Consider the following 21376-nt stretch of genomic DNA (forward strand, 5'->3'; position numbering starts at 1 on the left):
GGGGCGTTTTCAGTTTTGGCGGTCAACACCTCTCCGGCACTGGGCCTCCCTTCAAATACGCCCAGCTGTCACACCACCATCAACAGGCAGCACTGTCCCGGTGATCCATGACGCCCGCTCGGACGCCATGAACAGGATCGCCTCGGCAACGTCCGCCGGTTGACCATTGCGGCCCAGCGGGTGGAAGGCGTTGAAGGTCGGCAGTACGGCCTTGACCTGATCGTCGTCCATGAACGTGTTGTAGACCGGCGTTTCCACTACGGCGGGGGCCACGGTGTTTATGCGGATGTTGAAGGCCGCCAGCTCGATCGCGAGGTTACGCGTCAGGGCGTGCACGCCTGCGTTAGCTGCCGAGTAGGCCGCTGACGGTGTGGCGCCAATGGCTTGCAATGCCCACAGCGAGCCGGTCTGGACGATGACGCCACCGCCGCGTTGTTGCATGGCCTTTGCGGCCGCCTGAGCCATGAAGAATTTGCCTTTGAGGATGATGTCGACGAAGCCGTCATACTCGTGCTCATCCAGCTCCAGAAACGGTTTCGGATTAAACACACCAGCGTTGTTGATCAGGATGTCCACGCCGCCGAACTCTGAGCTGGCCAGCGCCACGAGGGCCTTGGCAGTGGAGGGGTTGGCGATGTCGGCGGCGAGCGTGCGGATGCGCTGGCCGGTAGGGTCGATCTGGGTGGCGGCCTTTTCCAGCTTGGCAGCGTCACGCCCGGTGATGACCACGCTTGCACCTTCGGCGACCAGCCGCTGTGCGACTTCTTTACCGATGCCCGAACCACCGCCGGTGACGATGGCAATCTTGGAAGTAAATCTTTTCATGATGAGCGTTCCTGATGGTGAGGGAGTGAAAGCCGCGTCAGTGATCGGACGGGTTATCGTCCGTCGGTCACTAGGGATCGCGGCGTCCTGGCTGCTATTCTTTGCCTCGGCCGCAGGCCTCACAAATCAGAATTCGTTTTCGATCATTAAAGAAAATCTTTAACTCATGAGTACACCCATCTACCTCAACGCCCTGAGAGCGTTGGAAGCCGCTGCCCGGCATCAGAGCTTTTCTGCGGCGGCAGCGGAACTGCACGTCACGTCGGCGGCCGTGGGCCAACAGGTGCGTTCTCTGGAGTCGTGGCTCGGTGTGTCGCTCTTCAACCGAGCGTCCAGCGGCAGTGCGCGGCTGGTCCCGACCGATGTCGCCCGCGAAGCGTTACCGGACATTCGTGAAGGATTCGAGCGTTTGCGGATGGGGTTGGCGCGCTTGCAGGAAGGCTCGCTCAACACCGGATTGACGGTGACCGTCAGCCCGGCGTTTGCTGCCAAATGGCTGCTGCCGCGCATCGAGGATTTTCAGCGCTCGCATCCGCAGACCGATGTCCTGCTGGACACAAATCTCAGGCCCGTGGATTTCATCGCCGAAGGCACGGACATCGGCGTGCGCTACGGCACGGGTCATTGGCCGGGGCTGACGGCGATCAAGTTGATGGATGAAGAAATGTATCCGGTCTGTGCGCCCACGTATCCGCTGCTCAAACGAGGTCGGTTATCGGCGAAAATGCTGGCCGATGCCACGTTGATCCATGACCTGTCGATGGCAGGTGATCCCACTTATCCAACGTGGCGGACCTGGCTCGACGCTGCGGGCTACCCGAACGTGAATGCCGAGCACGGCCTGCGCATCAACAACTCGGCAGCAGTCCTTCAAGCGGCCATCGACGGCCAAGGGTTGGCGCTCGGGCGCAGTGTGATGTTGCGCGATGACCTGACGGCGGGACGCCTGGTCCGTCCCTTCGGCGAAACCCCTCGCCCGTTGGCGTTCGCCTACTACATCGTCCATCGCCCCGAAGTGGCGGAACTGGCAAAAATCAAGGCGTTCCGCGACTGGCTGTTGGCTCAGGCGTCAGGTGCGGGCAATCCGGGTGTCGGTGTCGCTGACTGCTTCTGACGCGCAAGCTCCACGCCGATCGCCTCACGAATCTCCGTCAACACGTACAGCGATGCGCCCAACACCGTCAACGCCAGAACGCCTGAAACAATGAGGCTGCGCAAGGCTGTTTTCGAGCGGGCAGGTTCGTTGAGGGATCTCGCCAGCGTGAACCCGATCAGCATGCCACCGGCCAATCCACCGAGGTGCGCGCCGTTGTCGATGCCATGATGAGTGAAGCCGGAGAACAGGTTGTAGCCGATCAGCACCAGGATCGAGGTACGTTGTTGCACGGCAATCGAGGTGGGTAGTTCGCGGCGATATTTGAGCAGAAACACCAATAGCGCGCCGAACACCCCAAAGATCGCGCCCGAGGCGCCCGCGCTGTTGTTGATGGGGTGCCACAAGACGCTAACCAGACTTCCCGTCAGCCCGGCGAACAGATAAAGCGCCAGAAAGCGTGCGCTGCCGTACAGACGCTCAGCCAATCGACCCATCAGGTACAGCGACACCATGTTGAACGCGAAGTGAAACAGGCCGAAGTGGACGAAAACCGACGAGAGCAGGCGCCACCATTCGCCGGACAGCGTCTGAGGACCATAATTGGTGCCCCACCCCACCGTCAGGGCGACATTTTCCGCCATCACGCCCACGCCGCCGGCACACATCGCCAGGTACACCAGCAGGTTGATCGCGATCAATGCGTAAGTGACCCAAGTGATCGGAGTCAGTGTTTTGATTCGCTCGGCGTGTTGGTCCAGTGCGGCCTGTTCCTCGGCTCGGGCAGGCGTCATCCGGGTCGGCAATTGCTCGAAGATCGTGCGCGCCAAACCACGCTTGGCGGGAATGACGATCACCTGCTGAATGCCTTCCGGGGTGTGTACATCGAAGAACACTTCAACGCCTGTGATCCTGGCATCAAAGATCTGGCTGCGGGCGAAGGTCCATTTCGTCTCGACCGGACGCCGGAACAGCCTGCGTTTCGATTTGCTCAGTTCAACCGCATCAAAGGTGAAGTCGAGTCGACCATTGGTTTGTGTCGATAACCGGGTGACACCGCGCTTTCCGCGCTTGGGCTGGACAGCAAACCGGACCTTGGTGGTGCTTGTGGAGAAACTGTGTCCATTGTATGCAGCGTTTGCGGCCTGATCGAGAGGGGCCGTGATCGGCTCTGTTCGTTCCATCGAGAGTGTCCTTGAGTTCACGGGATGGAAGAAGCGTTCCGGTAACGGACGTTTGTCGTTACGGGTGCCTAAGGCTCCTTCCTGGGCGTATCAATGGATCGACCAGCCACACAATTTCTTGATGGTGCCGTGGTGGCCTTTCTCTCGACAAAGGAAGGCTTCATGCTTTGGATTCGCTTGTGAGCTAAGCTCCCAGACGGATTGTCCGGACCCCCGCCATGACAGGCGAAGGTCCTCCCGAAACGTCCGTCGCTGGAAAGCGGCGGCACGTGAGTTGCAAGTGCGATGGGGGCACATTTTTCGAGAGCGTCATACGGCAGCGGCACACCGCGTGTCTTCGGGTTTTCCCTCTAGAGGTTCAGGATGATAGGGCGTCGTATCTGCGGGTTCATGTGTGTCACAGCCGCCTTGCTGCTGATTCCCAGTGTGGCGTTCAGCGAGGACGCCTGTGATCACCTGACCGCCACCGGCAATGCCGAATACCCGCCTTACCTGTGGCGCGATCCAGCGAACCCTCATCGACTCATTGGCGCCAACGCCGACCTGATCCAGCATTTGGGCACGCAACTGGGCATGCGCATCGACGTCCTGTACGGAGGCCCCTGGTCACGGGCGCAGGAAGAGGTGAGGTCGGGCCGCATTGACATGTTGGCCGGGTATTTCCTCACCACCGAACGGGCGCGGACGTTGAATTTCGTCGACCCTCCGTTTCTGTATACGTCCAGCATGATTTGGGTCCGGCGCAACGACGGGTTCCCCTACCGCGAATGGGCGGATCTGATCGGGCGCAATGGTGGAACCCTGGTCAACAACAGCTACGGACAGGCGTTCGACGATTACGCGAAGGCCCACCTGTCCCTTGAAGCAGTGCCGACGGCGAATCAGGCGTTCCAGAAGCTCATCCTCAAACGCAACGACTTCGTGATTTTCGAACAGTTTCCCGGCTGGGCCTTGGCAAAAAAACTGGGGGTCAAAGATGCCGTAGAAGCCCTTGAGCCGCCGATCAGCCGGGAAGGGTTGTACTTGGCGCTGTCACCCAACTCCCAGTGCCTGCCCCAACCCTTACGAAACAGGATCAAGGAGGAAATGCAGAAAATGGTCGCCAGTTCCCTCCCGCAAGACCTCGTCACATCGAATCTGGAACTGTGGAATGCGCAGCAACGTGAGAGCGTGAAGCCGTGAGCGATGGCCTCGACCGGGAGGGTCGAGGCGATCGGTTGTCGGGCGTGTCTCACGCGCTCCAGGCGAAGGGTTCGAGGAACTCGTCCAGCGCCAGTTGAGCGACGCTGGCGGTGTAGTTGGTCATCGTCGAGGCGGCTACCACCAGAATGACTTCGAGCAACAGCGATGCATTGAAGCCTGCCGACATGAAGGCCTTTTTCGCTGCGTCATCGAGATGCCCACGGTTTTCGATCAGCGCCCGCGCGAGGCGCGAGAGTGCGGCGTGTCGGGCGTCCTGTGGCAACCGGCGCTGACGAATGGCTTGCACATCGGTGTCCGACAAACCTTCCTTGAGCGCCAGACACGAATGAAACGCCACCGCCCATGCGGACGCGTTGGTCACGGCATTGGTCAGGAGCAGCACCTGGATTTCCGCTTCGGTGAAACTGCCCCCGTGCACCTGCCCGAAGACGCCTACCAATCCATTGATCAATTGGCTGGAGCCGGCCATGGCGCCTGCAATGTTGGGCACCCGGCCAAAGGCCTGAGCCAGGCCGTTCAAAGCGGGGCGGGAAAGTTCGGGTGCTGTGTCGAGGGTGTAAACGGGAAAGTGCGTCATGAGCGTGTCCTGTGAGGTCGAGCCAGTGGTTTGGAAAACAACATGGCCAGCTTAGGGACGGGGCTCAGGGCCAACAATTACTTGTCAGGTCATGACAACGCGTCTTCATTGGTCATGATTTTCATGAGCTGCATATGCAGGCCTTCAGTGGCGTCGTCGGCCGGAAACAGGCACTCGATGCGCAGCTCCTGAGAGGCCACTGTCAACGGGGTTCCAACCGTGCTCACCATCGAAAAGTAGTTGAGCACTGCGCCTCCATGAATGAACCCCAGTGGCACCACGGGCAAGCCGGATTCGCTTCCCGAGAAGCCTTGGGATAGCCACTCGGCACGTACGTCGGGATAGCCGAACAGAGCGTCCAGCAACTGCCGGGTCTGAGGGTCGATCACTTGACCCAGCGACTCGCGGCGGACCCGCTGAATCAGGCTGCGCGCCACATTGTCCCAATCCGCAATGTGCGGCCGCAGGCCCTTCGGGTCGAAGATCAAGTGCAGCATGTTGCGTGGTCCGGTGCGCGCCTGCATGTCGATGAAGCGGTTGAAAAAGTGCAGCGTCGAAGGGCGGACCTGCAACACGTTCCAGTAGCGGTCCATGATCAGCGCCGGGAAAGGTTCGTGTTGCAGCAGCACGCGACTCGCCGCCGCGCTGACCCGCGCCATCTCCTGAGCACTCCAGCCCGCTTCCGAATACATCGGCGCGTAACCTGACGACAGCAACAGCAGATTGCGTTCACGCAAAGGCACTTCAAGGGATTGCGCCAGGTCCAGCAGCGTCTGCCGGCCGGGCACGCTGCGCCCGCTTTCGATGAAGCTGATCTGCCGTTGCGAAATACCGGCGTCCAGCGACAGGTCCAACTGGCTCACGCCGCGCACCCCCCGCCAATAGCGCAACAGACTGCCCAATTCTTTCGACACGTTTTGAGCGAGGCGGGTGGCGGGCATGGCGTGACCTGTGGCGCAGGTGATGGGGAGAGGACTGTAGCGAAGCGGGGCGGGTGGCCACAATGACATGGGGTGTAATTGTCCGAGCCCAATCTCCCGCGATTCAGCTCGCTGACTTCGAAACGTATTGACATATCGATAAATCTCGATATTCTCGCGGCATGGAACTGATCGAAATATTCAAAGCCCTCTCGAACACGACGCGTCTTCAAATCCTGAAAGGTTTGAAGGACCCCGAGAAGAACTTCCCTCCGCAGGATGAAGGGGACGTTCACACGGTGGGCGTTTGTGTCAGCAGCATTCAAGAGGGTATCGGGCTCTCGCAATCGACCGTGTCCGGTTATCTCGCCACGCTGCAACGGGTGGGCCTGGTCGAAGTCCGGCGCATCGGTCAGTGGACGTATTACAAACGGAATGAAGCAACCATCAGCGCGCTGGCCGAGATCATAGGGAAAGACTTGTAGGTTTTTTTTACCCCAATATATCGAGATATCTCGATATCCCTTTTTATAGATATGAGGAATTACCATGAAAGCGATGGTCCTTAACGCCTTTGGCGGACCCGATTCATTCCAACTCTGCGACGTGCCCACGCCTGTGCCGAACGCGGGACAGGTCCTGGTTCGGGTACACGCGACGTCCATTAATCCGCTGGATTATCAGGTCCGCCGTGGCGACTACGCCGACCTGGTGCCACGGCCCGCCATCACCGGACACGATGTCTCGGGCGTCGTCGAAGCTGTCGGGCCGGGTGTGACCGCCTTCGCGCCAGGAGACGAGGTCTGGTACACCCCACAAATCTTCGACGGGCCGGGGAGCTACGCCGAATACCACGTCGCTGCCGAAAGCATCATCGGCAAGAAACCTGCCTCGCTCAGTCACCTCGAAGCGGCCAGTCTGAGCCTGGTGGGCGGCACGGCGTGGGAAGCGCTGGTCGTGCGTGCCGCGCTCAGAGTGGGAGAAAGCATCCTGATCCATGGCGGTGCGGGAGGCGTCGGTCATGTGGCAATCCAACTGGCCAAAGCCGTGGGGGCGAAGGTGTTCACGACCGTGCGCGAGACCAACGCTGAGTTCGCCCGCAGTGTCGGCGCCGATGTGGTCATCGACTACGAACGGGAAGATTACGTCGACGCCATCCTGCGCGAAACGGAAGGTCGCGGCGTGGATGTCGTGTTCGACACCATCGGCGGCAACACTTTGTCGCGCAGCCCCGATGTGCTGGCGCAGCTCGGCCGCGTGGTCTCGATTGTGGACATCTCTCAACCCCAAAACGTCATTCAGGCCTGGGGCAAAAACGCCAGTTATCACTTCGTGTTCACACGACAGAATCGCGGCAAGCTCGATGAACTGAGCGCGTTGGTCGAGCGGGGGCAATTGCGGCCGCATGTCGGTGCCGTCTATTCGCTCGCCGACATTTCCCTCGCCCATGCCCGGCTGGAGACGCCCAACAACGGCGTTCTCGGAAAAATCGCGATCGCCGTCGAGCCATCGCTTATCCCGTAACCCGCTTGTAAACGTTCACGTCATTGTCGAGGCCCATCATGATTTACGAGATCGCGTTGCTACCTGTTCATAAAGAGCGTACGGAGCTGTTCAAACGTGCATTTGCTGAGGTCACGCCCTTGCTCACCCGCGCACAGGGTTATGAAGGTCACCTGCTCGCGCCAGGCATCGAAACCCCGGAGCGATTCAACCTGATCGTGCGTTGGCGATCACTTCAGGACCACACACCGGGTTTCGAGGAAAGTGAAGATCACCGGCTGTTCATGCAGGGACTGGAGGCGTATTTCTCGGAAGAGCCGACGGTCTACCACATCGAGGGCACCGCTTTTTTTGAAGGCGAACAGGCTGGTTCGAACGGAGCCGTCCGCGTAGCCAACTAGGGCGATCCGGGTGTCTGAGGCAGCAAGGGGCGAGTGAGTGACGTCCCTTGCTGTCTGCTGTTCTGATCAGCTTTTCCCCGCGTCCATTCATCCCTCAAGCGCATATTCAGTGAATCCATTCAGCCCTTTCACGGTCATCTGTCTGGCAAGCGTTATTTTGGACCCGCTCCAAACCCATTGAGAACACGAGTATTCGAAGGCTGCACATCGCTTCCATTCTGCTGATTGCGGCGCCGATGCTCCGGTTCTCTCACGCTCACGACAGGAAATCGTTATGACCATTCTCGTAACAGGCGCAGGCACCGGATTTGGCTATGAAGTGGCCCTGAGGCTGGCTGCCAAAGGGCTGTCCGTCATCGCCGGTGTGGAAATCGTGGCGCAGGTGCATGCGCTGGAACAGGAGGCCAAGCGCAGAGGCGTGCAGCTTCGAATTGAAAAACTGGACGTCACCCATGAAGGGGATCGCCGCAACGCCGCCGAGTGGGACGTCGATGTACTGCTGAACAATGCGGGTATTTCGGAAGGCGGCGCCACGGTGGACATCCCGGCGGAAAACCTGCGCCGTCAGTATGAAGTCAACGTCATCGGCCCCTTGATGCTCACGCAGATGATCGTAAAAAAAATGGTGGCCAAGAAGCGCGGCAAGATCGTGTTCATGTCCTCGGTCGCAGGACTGACCACCGATCCGTTCGCTGGCGCCTATGCCTCTTCCAAACACGCGGTCGAAGCGATTGCCGAGGCCATGAGCCAAGAGCTGAAAGAGTTCGGAATCGAGGTCGCGACGGTCAATCCCGGTCCGTTCCTGACGGGCTTCAATGACCGAATGTTTGAGACTTGGAAAAACTGGCAGGATGACCCTTCGCAGCGCCTCTTCGATTACAGCAAGCTCGCGTTCCCCCACGAGCAATACGACCCCGAGCCAGTGTATGCAACCACGATCGGTGTGATCACCGGTGAGATCGTCAGCTACCGGAACGTGGAACCCAAGGAAATCATTGATCAGCAGCGTAAGCAGCTCGATTCTGCATGGACACGCAAGAGCACCGACGGGCTGGGACAACGTTCCGAGCTGGTTCAAAAGGCTTTCGATATCAAGCCGGGTATGCCGATCTGAATGTGGCTGACAGATGCGTCAAGGATGAAAAAGCCTGCCCGGCTGGGGTAGGCTAGCGCAGCTTGTATTGACGCCTGTTCGTCCGACACCCTGTCCGACGAACCTGGCCGCCGCGCGTTATCGCCTCTAAGCCAGACCTCTATGACCCTCGACTCGACCGCAAAACTGACCCACGACTCGCCCGTGCCGCTCTACACGCAGCTGAAGGAATACCTTCGCTCGCGCATATTGGACGGCACTTTTCAGCCGGGCAGCCGCATGGGATCGGAAAGCGAACTGGGTGCCACGTTTGGCGTCAGTCGCATCACGGTGCGGCAGGCGTTGGGCGATCTGCAGATGGAAGGGCTGATCTTCAAAATCCACGGCAAGGGCACCTTCGTCTCCAAGCCCAAGGCGTTTCAGAACGTCACGTCCCTCAAAGGGCTGGCCGAGGCGCTGGCGGATTCGGGCTACGAAGTCGTGAACCGGTTGTGCGGCTTCGACTACGTGCCCGCCGATGCAACAGTGGCCCAGCGACTGCAGTTGAGCGAGGGCGACACGGTGCTGGAGATCCAACGGGTGCGATTGGTCAATCGTGAGCCCGTCTCGCTGGAAATCACTTACCTGCCCGAGACGGTCGGGCGCCGACTGGGATCGGCCGACCTTGCGACTCGGGACATCTTCCTCATTCTGGAAAACGACCTCGACATTTCCCTCGGCCATGCGGACCTGGCCATCGACGCCATTGAAGCCACTGCGCACATGGCCGCTGCGCTGGGTCTCAAGACTAAAGCGCCGATCATGCGCATCGAACGGCTGACCCATACCGCTGAAGGACAGCCGCTGGATTTCGAATACCTTTATTACCGGGGTGACGCTTTCCAGTATCGGTTGCGGATCGATCGGTAACCGTCGCCTGTCGACGATCATCAGATAACGTACGAAACAGACGCCTGCCCCGTTTCTCCCAGCTATGCTAGCCAAGCAGTGATTTGGCCAGCACACGTTGGGTGACAGGGAGGTGGTGAGCAGATGCAGGACGAGGCGCTGGAAATCCTGGTGGTCGACGACCAGGAGGAAAATCTGGAAGAAATGCAGGAGCTGCTTGAAGAGCTCGACAGAACCGTTCGGTGCGTCGATTCCGGGGCCAAGGCGCTGGCGTGCATGGTGTCCGGCAAGATCGGCCTGGTGCTGATGGACGTGCAAATGCCGGGGATGAGTGGCTTCGAAGTTGCCCGCCGAATGCGTGAAGACCCCAGCACCCGCTTCACCCCCATCATTTTCATCTCCGGGATGCGCCAGACCGACGAGGTGCTCGATCAGGGCTATTCGGCCGGTGCGGTCGATTTCATGACCAAACCGGTGCAGCCGACGATGCTGGTGCACAAGGCGCGGGTGTTGCTGGAGCACGACCGCTATCGTCGAGGATTGCTGCAAACCAGTCGGCAACTGGAGCGGGAGCGGGCGTTCAATGCCTCGATTCTCGACAACACCGCCGAGGGCATCATGGTGGTGGGCAGCGACGGCCTCATCCAGTTCGCCAATCCGGCGATCACCCACATGCTGGGGTGTCAGGATGACGAACTGCGAGGCACGCCCTTGCTCGACTGGATCGAAACACCCCACGACGAAGACTGGCAGACCTCGGTGTGGCTCGACCATTTCCAGCGCGGCGAAAGGCTTCGGCTGCACGACGCGAATTTGCGCAATCGCGAAGGGCAAAGCATCCCGGTCGCGCTGTCCTGTTCGCCCCTGTCTCAAGGGCAGGACGCAATGACCCTGCTGGCGCTGGACATGTCGGCAGTGCGCGAGCTTCACCACCAACTCGAAGTCATGACCATCACCGATGCACTCACGGGATTGCTCAATCGCCGTGGGTTCGTGCAAGCGTTGCAGGCTGCCATTTCCCGCAATCAACGGACCGGCAAGATGAGCGCGTTGCTGTACCTGGACCTCGATGGCTTCAAGCAGATCAACGATCAATTTGGCCACGACCGGGGGGATGACGCGCTGCGTTGGGTCAGCCAGCAACTGCAAGGCTGCCTGCGCCCCTACGACCGACTGGCGAGGATCGGCGGTGACGAGTTCACGGTCATCATCGAAGGTGTGAATGGCCCCGAGGACGCGGCGGCGGTGGCCGAAAAACTCATCACCCAAGTGTCTGCCGACCAGACCCGTTTCCGCCTGGGGGCCAGCATCGGCATCGCCTGCCTGCCGGAGAGCGGAAGCACCATTGAAGACCTGATGCGCGCGGCGGACTCGGCGATGTACGACGCCAAGCGGCGCGGCAAGGGGCAACTCCGATTCGCCCCCGACGCATAGAGAGTGTCAGCCCGACCGTTCCAGATACGCGCAAAACATGTCGGACATGGCCGTCGCGTAATCCTCGATTTCCACCTCGGTTCTCGGCGTTTGCGAAAACGCCTTGCCCACTTTGCTCATCGTGGCGGTGATCAGTTCCCCGACGCGTTGTCGATGGGCGTCATCCGCGTCTGGCAACACCTCTTGCATGAATCGGACAATCGCCTGCTCACCTTTTTGCCGGGTCTCGCGGGCTTCCGGGGCGTGACGATAGAGCGGGGCGGCGTCATCGAGGGCCACACGCATGTCGGCCTCTTCGCATTCCGAGCGGAGGAATGCGTGGACAAGGTTTCGCAATCGCTGCAAAGGCGGCGTGGTGCTGTCCTCCAGCAGGCGGCTGAGCATGTCGGTGGTTTGCTTCCACTCGTCACTTTGCAGGCGGAACAGAATCGCGGCCTTGTTCGGAAAGTACTGATAAAGCGATCCGATGCTCACCCCGGCCTTCTCAGCCACCCGGGCGGTGGTGAAGCGGGTCGCGCCTTCTTTGGCCAAAACCTGAACAGCGGCCTGAAGAATGATTGATACCGACGCTTCAGAGCGGGCCTGTTTGGGCTGTTTGCGCAGGGAAATCGCGGGTTTGCGGGAATCGGTCACGGCGGCTCCGGAATGCGATTATCAAATGTGAGTGATTGATCGCATTCTATTCCGGCGATGTGATTTGCGCATCGTTCACACCGGAGAATCCCATGAATACATTGACCACTCGCCCTGTTGCCCCGCTCTTGGAACGTCTGTTCGCGGCGGCTGACGAGCAATCCCCGATGAACAGCTCGGAATTGTCCACGTTGTCCCAGGAAGATCTTTCGCGCCTGATGCGCAGCAAGACCGATTATCTGGAGTTCTATGGCCGTCTCAAGGATTTCCCACTGGCCGTGTCCCGCGAAACCGGCGCCTTGCTGTACATGCTGGCGCGCAGTTGCAAAGCCCGCACGGTGGTCGAATTCGGCACCTCGTTTGGCATTTCGACCCTGCACCTGGCGGCGGCCCTGCGTGATAACGGCGGCGGTCTGTTGATCACCAGCGAGTTTGAATCGTCCAAGGTCGCCCAGGCGCGGGACAATCTAGTTGCAGGCGGTTTGCTCGATCTGGTGGAAATCCGCGAAGGCGACGCCCTGAAAACGTTGGGCCAGGACCTGCCGGACTCCATCGACCTGGTGCTGCTCGACGGCGCCAAGGCGCTCTACCCGGAAATCCTGAGCCTGGTGGAAAGCCGCCTGCGTCCCGGCGCGCTGATCATCGCTGACAACGCCGATTACGCCCCGGATTACCTGGCACGGGTGCGCTCGGTGGAGCAGGGTTATCTGTCGATCCCGTTCGCCGATGAGGTCGAGCTGTCGATGCGCCTGGGCTGAGGCGCGCCGTCGGTAAGTGAACGCTCAACAGGTTACGTGATACATTCGCCGCCGCTTTGCGCCACCTCCTGCCGGGGCCTTCCAGACGAGGGTGTCGAGCCTGAGAAAGTGCGCGGCGAGATATCACCGATGCATGCGCCACGACGCGTGCGCAGGGCTGGAAACTTCATGACCGTGAGGGTTTTCCGCTCCCTTTGTTGCCTGTTGTTCAGGTGTAAACTCGACGTTCGCGCTTACGCGCATTCAGGTCCTGCGAACATGACACAGATTTCCGAACGCCTTCTGGTGCAGGCGCATCTAGACGCCAAACAGCCCAAACCCCTGACCCCGGAAGAGGAAGCCGAGTATCGACGCCTGATCGCCGCCGAGCTCAAGGCCCAGGACGCGGTACTGGTCGCCCACTATTACTGCGACCCGGTGATTCAGGCGCTGGCCGAAGAGACGGGCGGTTGTGTGTCCGACTCGCTGGAAATGGCCCGCTTTGGCAAGAACCATCCAGCCAAGACTGTGCTGGTGGCCGGCGTGCGCTTCATGGGCGAAACCGCGAAAATCCTGACCCCTGAAAAACGCATTCTGATGCCGACCCTCGAAGCGACCTGCTCGCTGGACCTGGGCTGTGGCGTCGATGAATTCACGGCGTTCTGCGACAAGCACCCCGAGCGCACGGTCGTGGTCTATGCCAACACCTCGGCGGCGGTCAAAGCCCGTGCAGACTGGGTCGTGACCTCAAGCTGCGCGCTGGAAATCGTCGAGAGCCTGATGGACAACGGCGAGACGATCGTCTGGGGACCGGACAAACACTTGGGGCGCTACATCCAGCGTGAAACCGGTGCTGACATGCTGCTGTGGGACGGTGCGTGCATCGTCCATGAAGAATTCAAATCGCGTCAGCTGGAAGACATGAAGGCGCTGTACCCGGACGCGGCCATTCTGGTGCACCCGGAATCGCCGGAATCGGTGATCGACCTGGCCGACGCGGTGGGCTCCACCAGCCAATTGATCAAGGCTGCACAGACCCTGCCGAACAAGACCTTCATCGTGGCCACTGACCGCGGCATTTTCTACAAGATGCAGCAGCTGTGCCCGGACAAAATCTTCATCGAAGCCCCCACCGCCGGAAACGGCGCGGCCTGCCGCAGCTGCGCGCACTGCCCGTGGATGGCGATGAACACCCTGGCGCGCACCCTGCAATGCCTGCGTGAGGGCACTAACGAAATCTTCGTCGACCCGGCGATCATCCCCCAGGCCGTCCGGCCGTTGCAGCGGATGCTGGATTTCACCCAGGCGGCACGGCTCAAACTATCAGGCAACGCGTAAGAAGCAGCTACGAGCTGTAAGCTACAAGCTACAAGCTGCAAGAGAAAGCAGCGCAAGATTCGAGTCCTACGCCGGAAGCAAGACCGCAGCGAATCTGCTTTTTCTTGCAGCTCGAAGCTCGGAACTCACAGCTGCTTTTCTCTCGCAGCTTGAAGCTCGAAACTCACAGCTGCTTTTTCTTGCAGCTTGAAGCTCGAAACTCGCAGCTGCTCCCCCTAGTTCATGAGTTCTTTGACGGCCTTTTCTTGCGCGATGATTTCCTGCTGCCGCGCGTCGATCCTTGAGGCCAGCTGGAAGTTGTTGTTCGCCCGACGTTTGGCGAATTCCAGTTGCTGAACGGCTTGTTTGAAGTCACCCATCAACGCGAAATACTCGGCGCGGGCCTGGTGCGAACCGATGGTATTGCCCGAAAGACCACGGGCATCAGCCACCTGACTCCAGATGTCCGGGTCGTCGGAGCGACTTTTGAGCAGCGTTTCAAGAGCTTTCAGCGCTTCCGGCGCTTTGGACTGTTTGAGCAGCACATCGACCTTGGCCTGATTCAGCGGGTAATCGTCCGGGTACAGGTCCAGCATCCGGTTCACCCGCTGCTGCGCGTCGGGGAACCGGTTGTTGGTGATGTCCAGGTTGATCAAGGCCAGGTTGTAGGTGATGTTGTCCGGCGCCTTCTCGATCAGCGGCTTGAGGCTGTCTCTCGCTTCGTTCAACTGACCGGCTTTAGTTTGCGCCAGCGCGAGGCCGTAGCGGGCGGCGTCGTTTTTCGGGTTTTCGGCCATTTGCGCACGGAAGCGCTTGGCGGCCATGCCCGGTGTTTCTTCATAAATCAGCACGACCCGCGCGCGCATCAGCTGGTAAGTGAGGCTGTCCTCCTTGCCCCCCGGTTTGGCCTGTTCGGCACGGTTGCGGGTGTCGGCGATACGGGATTCGGTCACCGGGTGACTCATCAGGAACTCCGGCGGCTTGGCATCGTAGCGGTATTGACGGGCCAGACGCTCGAACATGGTCGGCATGTTGCGCGGGTCGTAACCGGCTTTCTCCAAATTCATGATGCCGATGCGGTCCGCCTCGGCCTCGTTCTGCCGGGAAAAACGCGCTTGTTCCTGAATCGCCGCAGCCTGTGTCCCGGCAATGGCAGCGATACCCGCATCACCGGCACCTGCCACGGCCATGACGATACCGGCGAGCATGGCGGCCATTACCGGCACCTGCATGCGCTGTTGCGCCTGAACGCCACGGGCGAAGTGGCGTTGCGACAAGTGAGCCAGCTCGTGCGCGAGTACCGCCGCGTATTCGCCCTCGGTTTCGGCGTGCAGGAACAGACCGCCGTTGACGCCGACGATCCCGCCGGGGGCGGCGAAGGCGTTGATTTCGGGAGTGTTGATCAGGATGAATTCAAGCCGGCGATCCTGCACCTGACTGGTTTCAGCGAGGCGATAGACCGACGTCTCGACGAAATCCTTCAACTGCGGATCGGACAATTGAGGCACTTGCGCGCGAAGCAGCCCCAGCCATGCGCGGCCCAGGTCGTGCTCCTGTTGCGGCGAAACAATGGATGAGCTGGCGTCGCCCAGTGAGGGCAGGTCGTCCGCGAACGCAGGGGTCGCCAGCAGGCATGCGAGCGTCAGCAGTGTGGGGCGCAGAAAATTCATGCACGAAACTCTGAGACAGAAAGGCGTTACTGTAGCTGGCTCAATGGCTTGCTGACCAGAGTGGGGTATTCTTGCAAACTTGTAAGAAGATTCTTCAGCCAGCGCCATTTTCTGTGCGATTTGATGTGTCTACCCGGAGAGAAAAGATGTCTGACGCTGTAGGTCGCCCCGCGACGAGCGATGCCGAGCTGGACGCCAGTGGTCTGAATTGCCCGCTGCCACTGCTCAAGGCCAAGATGGAACTCAACCGTCTGGCGAGCGGCGCTGTCCTCAAAGTGACCGCCACCGATGCGGGTTCGCAGCGCGACTTCCGTACCTTCGCCAAGCTGTCTGGCCATGCGCTATTGCATGAAGAGGCCGCTGACGGCGTTTATCGGTACTGGTTACGCAAGGCCTGACCGTTTTTACCCCTTCGCTTACTCCCCTTTTGCCCCAAAGGTTCATCGATGTTCAAAGTGCTTCGCGACTGGATGCAGCGTTACTTCTCGGATGAAGAGGCCGTTGTGCTGGCGGTGCTGTTGGTTCTGGCGTTCACGGTTGTTCTGACCCTGGGGGGCATGCTGGCACCTGTACTGGCAGGGCTGGTACTGGCGTTTCTGATGCAAGGCATGGTGGTGCAACTCGAACGCCTGCGCATGCCGGAAGGCGGCGCGGTGGGACTGGTTTTCGCGTTATTCATGGGCGCGCTGGCGCTGTTTCTGCTGGTGCTGGTGCCGTTGCTCTGGCATCAGTTGATCACCCTGTTCAACGAGTTGCCGGGCATGCTCGCCAAATGGCAGTCGCTGCTGTTGCTGCTGCCGGAGCGTTATCCGCATCTGGTCTCAGATGAGCAAGTCTTGCAGGCGATCGAAGCGGCCCGTGGCGAAATCGGCAAGTTTGGTCAATGGGCGCTGACGTTCTCGCTGTCCAGTTTGCCGTTGCTGGTCAACATGATGATCTACCTGGTGCTGGTGCCGATTCTGGTGTTCTTCTTCCTCAAGGACCGTCGGATGATTGGTCGCTGGTTCCGAGGGTACCTGCCTCGCGAGCGTACGTTGATTACCCGCGTCGCCGAGGAAATGAACCGGCAGATCGCCAATTACATCCGAGGAAAAGTCATCGAGATCTTCATCTGTGGCGCGGTGACTTACATCGCCTTCGTCACGATGGGCCTCAATTACTCGGCGCTGCTGGCGATGCTGGTGGGTATTTCCGTCGTGGTGCCCTATGTCGGCGCGGTCGTGGTGACGGTGCCGGTGGCGTTCATTGCGCTGTTTCAGTGGGGCTGGAGCGATCAGTTCATCTATCTGATGGCGGTTTACGGGATCATTCAGACCCTGGACGGCAACGTGCTGGTGCCGTTGCTGTTCTCGCAAACCGTGAGCCTGCACCCAGTGGCGATCATCTGCGCAGTGCTGTTGTTTGGCGGGCTGTGGGGGTTCTGGGGGATTTTCTTCGCGATCCCGCTGGCGACGCTGTTCAAGGCCGTGCTGGATGCATGGCCACGCAATGAACCGACGGTGGCGCCGTTGTTGTAGCAGGCGCCTGAGGTTAGCCGGGACGCTGAGTCTGTAGGAGCGAATTCATTCTGGGCGGCATTCCGACGAAGGATGTCTCAGACGACAGGGATGTGTGACCTGAAATACCCTCTCGCGAATGAATTCGCTCCTACAGGCGGGTCGCGGTATGCCTGAGGAGTAATGAACCTATCAAGCAGCAATACAACGCGCCCCTGATCAGCCCTTGTTCAACACCTGCGCCGCTTCCAGCACAGCATCCACATGCCCCGGCACTTTCACGCTACGCCATTCCTTGCGCAGCACGCCGTTCTTGTCGATCAGGAATGTGCTGCGATCAACGCCCAGGTATTCCTTGCCGTATAGCTTCTTCAACTTGATCACGTCGAACAGCTGGCACAGCGATTCGTCCTTGTCCGAAATCAGTTCGAAGGGGAATTCCTGCTTGGCCTTGAAGTTCTCGTGGGATTTCAGGCTGTCGCGGGACACACCGAAGACAACGGTGTTGGCGGCCTTGAATTCGGCGTATTGATCACGAAAGCCCTGGCCCTCGGTGGTGCAACCGGGGGTGCTGTCTTTGGGGTAGAAATAAATGACCACTTGCTGACCCTTTAGCGCCGACAGGCTGACGGCCTGATCGCTGGTGGCCTGAACCTGAAAGTCGGCAACGGGGGTGTCCAGTTCTACAGCCATTGGGGTTTCCTTACATCGGTGCTTGCGGGCGCCATGGTTCGATCAGCGCGTCGAGGTTGAGGGCATCGGCGAAATCCAGAAACTGATCGCGCAGCCAGCTGATCTGCGTGCCGGCCGGCAGCGTCACGGTGAACGTCGCGTTGAGCATCGTGCCCCCGGTCTGCGGCGCCTGGTAGGTGTCGCAGATCAGGTTTTCCAGCTCGACGTTGTGGTCGATGAAGAACTGGCACAGCTCATTGATGATGTCCGGACGGTACGCCGAGCTGACATAAGCCACGTAGGGCAGGGCTTCCGGACGGCTCTCCAGGGTCGCGCTGCGCACCACATTGACGGTGAAGTCGTGTTTCTTCGACAGGTTGGGCAGCCCGGTCTCAAGGCGGGCCAGTGCGTCCCAGCTGCCGGAGACCTGCAGGATCAGGGCACTGCATTCGCCGTGGCGAGTGAGGCGCGAGCTGACCACCGAGCAACGGTTTTCATGACTGGCGCGGCACAGGACGTTGGTCAGCTCCATTGGGTTGGCGCCAAGGGCACTGATGACAAGGAATTGTTCGCGAACTGTGGGGATGGACGACATGCAGCATTCCTAAGCGATGAGCGGTCGGTACATTCTTGGCTTGTGCGGCGGGTCCGGCGGACGAAACGCTCGTAACATCGACCCGGGCCGTTGCCGTTCGCGGCCGACGTGAGCCAGTCACGTCGAGCAAGAGCGGGGCTGGAGCGGGTTTTGTAACGACGAAAGCGATCAGTCGAACGAGCTGCGCAGATGACCAGTACCGATCAAAGACAGAAGGGTAGCGAAAACCGTCGCTCAGGGGAATGCTCGCCTTGTGCAAGGATCATGGCGCCAGTACCATTACCGCTCTCTTTTTCCGGCAGGAGCGGTTTGCATGATTGCGGGCAGTATGGTGGCACTGGTCACACCTATGGATGCACAGGGGCGTCTTGACTGGGACAGCCTGAGCAAACTGGTGGACTTTCACCTGAAAGAGGGCACCAACGCCATTGTGGCCGTCGGCACGACAGGTGAATCCGCGACGCTCGACGTCAACGAGCATATTGAAGTGATCCGTCACGTCGTCAAACAGGTCGCGGGCCGTATCCCGGTCATCGCTGGCACGGGCGCCAATTCCACCCGTGAAGCGGTCGAGCTGACCCAGAACGCCAAGGACGCTGGCGCCGACGCCTGCCTGCTGGTGACGCCGTACTACAACAAGCCGACCCAGGAAGGCCTGTACCAGCACTTCAAGCACATCGCCGAAGCCGTGGACATCCCGCAGATCCTCTACAACGTGCCAGGTCGCACTTCCTGCGACATGAAGGCCGAGACCGTGATCCGTCTGTCCAAGGTCAAGAACATCATCGCCATCAAGGAAGCCACGGGCGACATGCAGCGCGCCAAGGATATCCTCGCCGGTGTCGACAGCGACTTCCTGGTCTACTCGGGCGACGACGCCACCGCAGTCGAGCTGATCCTGCTCGGCGGCAAGGGCAACATCTCCGTGACCGCCAACGTCGCCCCGCGCGACATGGCCGACTTGTGCAAGGCCGCTATCGCCGGTGACGCCACCACCGCCCGCGCGCTCCACGAAAAACTGATGCCGCTGAACAAGACCCTGTTCATCGAATCGAACCCTATCCCTGTGAAATGGGCTCTGCACGAAATGGGTTTGATGCCGGACGGTATCCGTCTGCCGCTCACCTGGCTCAGCGAGTCCTGCCACGAGCCGGTACGTCAGGCCCTGCGCCAGTCCGGCGTATTGGTTTAATGAGGAAGCACTACGCAATGAAGCGACTGGCCGGACTTTCCGCACTAGCCCTGATTATCTCCAGCACCAGCGGTTGCAGCTGGCTGTTTGGCCAGGACGGGTACTTCCGTGATCGCAGCAGCGATTACCTGGAAGCGACCCAGAAACCCCCGATGCAATTGCCGGAAGGCGTCCAGGAAGCCAAACGCCTGGACCCTCTGCTGCCGATCCCGCGTAACGTGGCCGACGACACGCAGAAGGGTGAGTTCAACGTACCGCGTCCGCAGCCGCTGTCCACTGTTCAGGATTCCGGTGATTACACCCTGCAAAAGAGCGGCGACAACCGCTGGATTCTGGCCCAGCGTGCCCCGGCCGAAGTCTGGCCTGTGGCTCACCAGTACTTCGAAGACAACGGTTTCCGCATCGCCGAAGATCGTCCGCAAACCGGTGAATTCAACACCACCTGGCAGCGCATGGACGAACTGTCCGCTGCCGTGGCCAAGCGCATGGGCGGCACGGGTGACAGCGCCAACACCGAAACCCGCGTGCGCGTTCGCATCGAACCGGGCGTGCAGCGCAACACCAGCGAAGTCTACATCGTCAGCGTTCAGCGCCCGGCCGGCAGCAGTGAAGACCCTGCGTTCCCGTCGCGCAGCACCAACGTGGGCCTGGATTCGGTCCTGACCGACGACATGCTCGCCAGCCTGACCCGCACCGCCGAGAAGGGCGGTTCGGTCTCGCTGCTGGCTGCACGTGACTACGACACCCCAAGCCGTGTCGCCCTGAGCGAAGACGGCAGCGGCAACCCGGTCCTGAACCTGGGCGCCGACCTCGATCGTGCATGGTCCAGCGTGGGCCGTGCCTTGAATCAGGGTGACTGGCGCGTTGAAGACATCAACCGCAGCCTGGGCCTGTACTACATCAACCTGGCAGAAAAGGCCGACAAGCCTGAGAACAAGCCAGGCTTCTTCGGCCGCATGTTCGGCAGCGAAGAGACCAAGGAACAGAAAGAAGCCCGCGCCGACCGTTATCAGGTTCGCCTGAGCAAGGTCGGTGACAACGTCCAAGTGACCGTTGAGAAGAACATCAACACCGTCGCGCCGGTCGAAGTCGCCCGCCGCGTGTTGAGCGTCATTCAAGACAACCTCGGTTAAGTGCGTTTCGCGGTTCTGGGCAGCGGCAGCCGGGGTAACGGCACGCTGGTTGCGAGCAACGACACGTACGTGCTGGTCGATTGCGGTTTCTCCCTGCGGGAAACCGAGCGTCGGCTGGACAGGCTGGGCATCAGCGGCCAACAGTTGAGCGCCATTCTGGTGACCCACGAACATGCCGATCACGTGCATGGCGTGGGTTTGCTGTCTCGGCGCTACGACGTGCCGGTCTACCTCAGCGACGGCACCTTGCGCGGCATGCGCAAGCCGGTTGACGCGGGTATCCGGCTGACGGGCGGGCAGGGCGTGCAGATTGGCGACCTGAGCATCGATGTGGTCTCTGTGGCCCATGATGCGCTGGAGCCGACACAGTTCGTCTTCAACAACGGGCGCAAGCGATTTGGCCTGCTGACCGACCTGGGGTCGTACTGTCCGTCGGTGCTCGACAGCTATCGCGGACTGGATGCCCTTATGATCGAGTCCAACCACTGTCGCGACCTGCTCGCACGCGGGCACTACCCCTACTTCCTGAAACAGCGGGTCGGCGGGGAATACGGGCATTTGAACAACCATCAGGCCGCGGGTCTGGTGAACGAGCTCGGATGGCAAGGTCTGCAACACCTCGTGCTGGCCCACCTGAGCAGCAAGAACAACCTGCCGCAGCTGGCCCGGCAATGTTTCGTCGACACCCTCGGGTGCGACCCGGACTGGCTACAATTGGCCGATCAGGATTCAGGGCTCGACTGGCGTGAAATCGCCTGACGTCCCGTACATCACTCTCAATGGGCACCTGGCCCAAGTATTTCGCAAGCG

23 protein-coding genes are annotated in these 21376 nt (G+C 60.2%); 15 read left to right on the forward strand and 8 right to left on the reverse strand.

Annotated features, from left to right (window positions below; all coding sequences use genetic code 11):
• Window positions 1-51 precede the first annotated feature (51 nt).
• Window positions 52-825 (reverse strand): SDR family NAD(P)-dependent oxidoreductase, encoded by a 774-nt coding sequence (locus tag GVN17_RS16625; RefSeq protein ID WP_166596335.1) that lies wholly within the window; start codon window positions 823-825, stop codon window positions 52-54.
• Window positions 826-991: 166 nt separating this feature from the next.
• Between GVN17_RS16625 and gcvA the strand changes: the two genes are divergently transcribed.
• On the forward strand, window positions 992-1939 hold the full coding sequence (gene gcvA / locus GVN17_RS16630) for a transcriptional regulator GcvA (protein WP_166596336.1): 948 nt from the start codon (window positions 992-994) through the stop codon (window positions 1937-1939).
• Here the strand turns inward: gcvA and GVN17_RS16635 are convergent.
• Entirely contained in the window at window positions 1888-3102 is a 1215-nt protein-coding gene (locus GVN17_RS16635) for a rhomboid family intramembrane serine protease (protein ID WP_166596337.1), read from the reverse strand. The genes gcvA and GVN17_RS16635 overlap by 52 nt on opposite strands.
• A gap of 390 nt (window positions 3103-3492) precedes the next feature.
• Here GVN17_RS16635 and GVN17_RS16640 point away from each other — a divergent pair, with 390 nt between their 5' ends.
• Complete coding sequence (locus tag GVN17_RS16640; protein ID WP_256665265.1) at window positions 3493-4284, forward strand: ABC transporter substrate-binding protein; 792 nt, start codon at window positions 3493-3495, stop codon at window positions 4282-4284.
• A gap of 49 nt (window positions 4285-4333) precedes the next feature.
• Here the strand turns inward: GVN17_RS16640 and GVN17_RS16645 are convergent, their stop codons facing one another.
• Both GVN17_RS16645 and GVN17_RS16650 read right to left on the reverse strand, forming a co-directional pair.
• Window positions 4334-4882 (reverse strand): carboxymuconolactone decarboxylase family protein, encoded by a 549-nt coding sequence (locus tag GVN17_RS16645; protein WP_166596339.1) that lies wholly within the window; start codon window positions 4880-4882, stop codon window positions 4334-4336.
• An 89-nt stretch (window positions 4883-4971) separates the two neighbouring features.
• On the reverse strand, window positions 4972-5823 hold the full coding sequence (locus tag GVN17_RS16650; protein ID WP_166596340.1) for a helix-turn-helix domain-containing protein: 852 nt from the start codon (window positions 5821-5823) through the stop codon (window positions 4972-4974).
• A gap of 161 nt (window positions 5824-5984) precedes the next feature.
• Between GVN17_RS16650 and GVN17_RS16655 the strand changes: the two genes are divergently transcribed.
• The 6 genes from GVN17_RS16655 (at window position 5985) to GVN17_RS16680 (ending at window position 11121) form a co-directional block, all read left to right on the forward strand.
• On the forward strand, window positions 5985-6287 hold the full coding sequence (locus GVN17_RS16655) for a helix-turn-helix transcriptional regulator (protein ID WP_166596341.1): 303 nt from the start codon (window positions 5985-5987) through the stop codon (window positions 6285-6287).
• A gap of 64 nt (window positions 6288-6351) precedes the next feature.
• A complete protein-coding gene (locus GVN17_RS16660) occupies window positions 6352-7326 on the forward strand; it encodes a zinc-dependent alcohol dehydrogenase family protein (RefSeq protein WP_166596342.1) in 975 nt (324 codons plus the stop codon).
• Window positions 7327-7364: 38 nt separating this feature from the next.
• A complete protein-coding gene (locus GVN17_RS16665; RefSeq protein WP_166596343.1) occupies window positions 7365-7706 on the forward strand; it encodes an antibiotic biosynthesis monooxygenase in 342 nt (113 codons plus the stop codon).
• Between the two features lie 274 nt (window positions 7707-7980).
• Window positions 7981-8820, forward strand: a complete 840-nt coding sequence (locus tag GVN17_RS16670) for an SDR family oxidoreductase (RefSeq protein WP_218576255.1) — start codon at window positions 7981-7983, stop codon at window positions 8818-8820.
• A 141-nt stretch (window positions 8821-8961) separates the two neighbouring features.
• Window positions 8962-9708: a GntR family transcriptional regulator gene (locus tag GVN17_RS16675; RefSeq protein WP_166596344.1), complete on the forward strand. Its 747-nt coding sequence runs from the start codon at window positions 8962-8964 to the stop codon at window positions 9706-9708.
• Window positions 9709-9831: 123 nt separating this feature from the next.
• Window positions 9832-11121 (forward strand): diguanylate cyclase domain-containing protein, encoded by a 1290-nt coding sequence (locus GVN17_RS16680; RefSeq protein WP_166596345.1) that lies wholly within the window; start codon window positions 9832-9834, stop codon window positions 11119-11121.
• Window positions 11122-11127: 6 nt separating this feature from the next.
• Here GVN17_RS16680 and GVN17_RS16685 read toward each other — a convergent pair whose 3' ends face one another.
• Window positions 11128-11754, reverse strand: coding sequence for a TetR family transcriptional regulator (locus tag GVN17_RS16685; protein WP_166596346.1), 627 nt, complete (start codon window positions 11752-11754; stop codon window positions 11128-11130).
• Window positions 11755-11846: 92 nt separating this feature from the next.
• Between GVN17_RS16685 and GVN17_RS16690 the strand changes: the two genes are divergently transcribed.
• Window positions 11847-12512, forward strand: coding sequence for an O-methyltransferase (locus tag GVN17_RS16690; RefSeq protein ID WP_166596347.1), 666 nt, complete (start codon window positions 11847-11849; stop codon window positions 12510-12512).
• Between the two features lie 258 nt (window positions 12513-12770).
• Window positions 12771-13829, forward strand: coding sequence for a quinolinate synthase NadA (gene nadA / locus GVN17_RS16695; RefSeq protein WP_166596348.1), 1059 nt, complete (start codon window positions 12771-12773; stop codon window positions 13827-13829).
• 215 nt (window positions 13830-14044) lie between these two features.
• Here nadA and GVN17_RS16700 read toward each other — a convergent pair whose 3' ends face one another.
• Window positions 14045-15478, reverse strand: coding sequence for a M48 family metalloprotease (locus tag GVN17_RS16700; RefSeq protein ID WP_166596349.1), 1434 nt, complete (start codon window positions 15476-15478; stop codon window positions 14045-14047).
• A gap of 146 nt (window positions 15479-15624) precedes the next feature.
• Here GVN17_RS16700 and GVN17_RS16705 point away from each other — a divergent pair, with 146 nt between their 5' ends.
• Both GVN17_RS16705 and GVN17_RS16710 read left to right on the forward strand, forming a co-directional pair.
• A complete protein-coding gene (locus GVN17_RS16705; protein ID WP_166596350.1) occupies window positions 15625-15876 on the forward strand; it encodes a sulfurtransferase TusA family protein in 252 nt (83 codons plus the stop codon).
• A 48-nt stretch (window positions 15877-15924) separates the two neighbouring features.
• The gene (locus GVN17_RS16710; RefSeq protein WP_166596351.1) at window positions 15925-16995 is read left to right on the forward strand and encodes an AI-2E family transporter; all 1071 of its coding nucleotides are present in this window, start codon (window positions 15925-15927) and stop codon (window positions 16993-16995) included.
• A gap of 198 nt (window positions 16996-17193) precedes the next feature.
• On the opposite strand, the gene GVN17_RS16715 is transcribed toward GVN17_RS16710, so the two are convergent.
• Both GVN17_RS16715 and GVN17_RS16720 read right to left on the reverse strand, forming a co-directional pair.
• Entirely contained in the window at window positions 17194-17667 is a 474-nt protein-coding gene (locus GVN17_RS16715) for a peroxiredoxin (protein ID WP_166596352.1), read from the reverse strand.
• A gap of 10 nt (window positions 17668-17677) precedes the next feature.
• Complete coding sequence (locus GVN17_RS16720) at window positions 17678-18241, reverse strand: glycine cleavage system protein R (protein ID WP_166596353.1); 564 nt, start codon at window positions 18239-18241, stop codon at window positions 17678-17680.
• Window positions 18242-18554: 313 nt separating this feature from the next.
• Here GVN17_RS16720 and dapA point away from each other — a divergent pair, with 313 nt between their 5' ends.
• Genes dapA through GVN17_RS16735 form a run of 3 tightly spaced genes read left to right on the forward strand, consistent with a single transcriptional unit; the run spans window position 18555 to window position 21325 of the window.
• The gene (gene dapA, locus GVN17_RS16725; RefSeq protein WP_166596354.1) at window positions 18555-19433 is read left to right on the forward strand and encodes a 4-hydroxy-tetrahydrodipicolinate synthase; all 879 of its coding nucleotides are present in this window, start codon (window positions 18555-18557) and stop codon (window positions 19431-19433) included.
• Between the two features lie 17 nt (window positions 19434-19450).
• Complete coding sequence (gene bamC, locus GVN17_RS16730) at window positions 19451-20566, forward strand: outer membrane protein assembly factor BamC (RefSeq protein WP_166596355.1); 1116 nt, start codon at window positions 19451-19453, stop codon at window positions 20564-20566.
• Window positions 20567-21325 (forward strand): MBL fold metallo-hydrolase, encoded by a 759-nt coding sequence (locus GVN17_RS16735; RefSeq protein ID WP_166596356.1) that lies wholly within the window; start codon window positions 20567-20569, stop codon window positions 21323-21325. It begins immediately after the preceding gene.
• Window positions 21326-21376 lie beyond the last annotated feature (51 nt).

This window comes from Pseudomonas sp. SLFW, from assembly GCF_009905615.1.
Classification (GTDB): Bacteria; Pseudomonadota; Gammaproteobacteria; order Pseudomonadales; family Pseudomonadaceae; genus Aquipseudomonas; species Aquipseudomonas bambusae.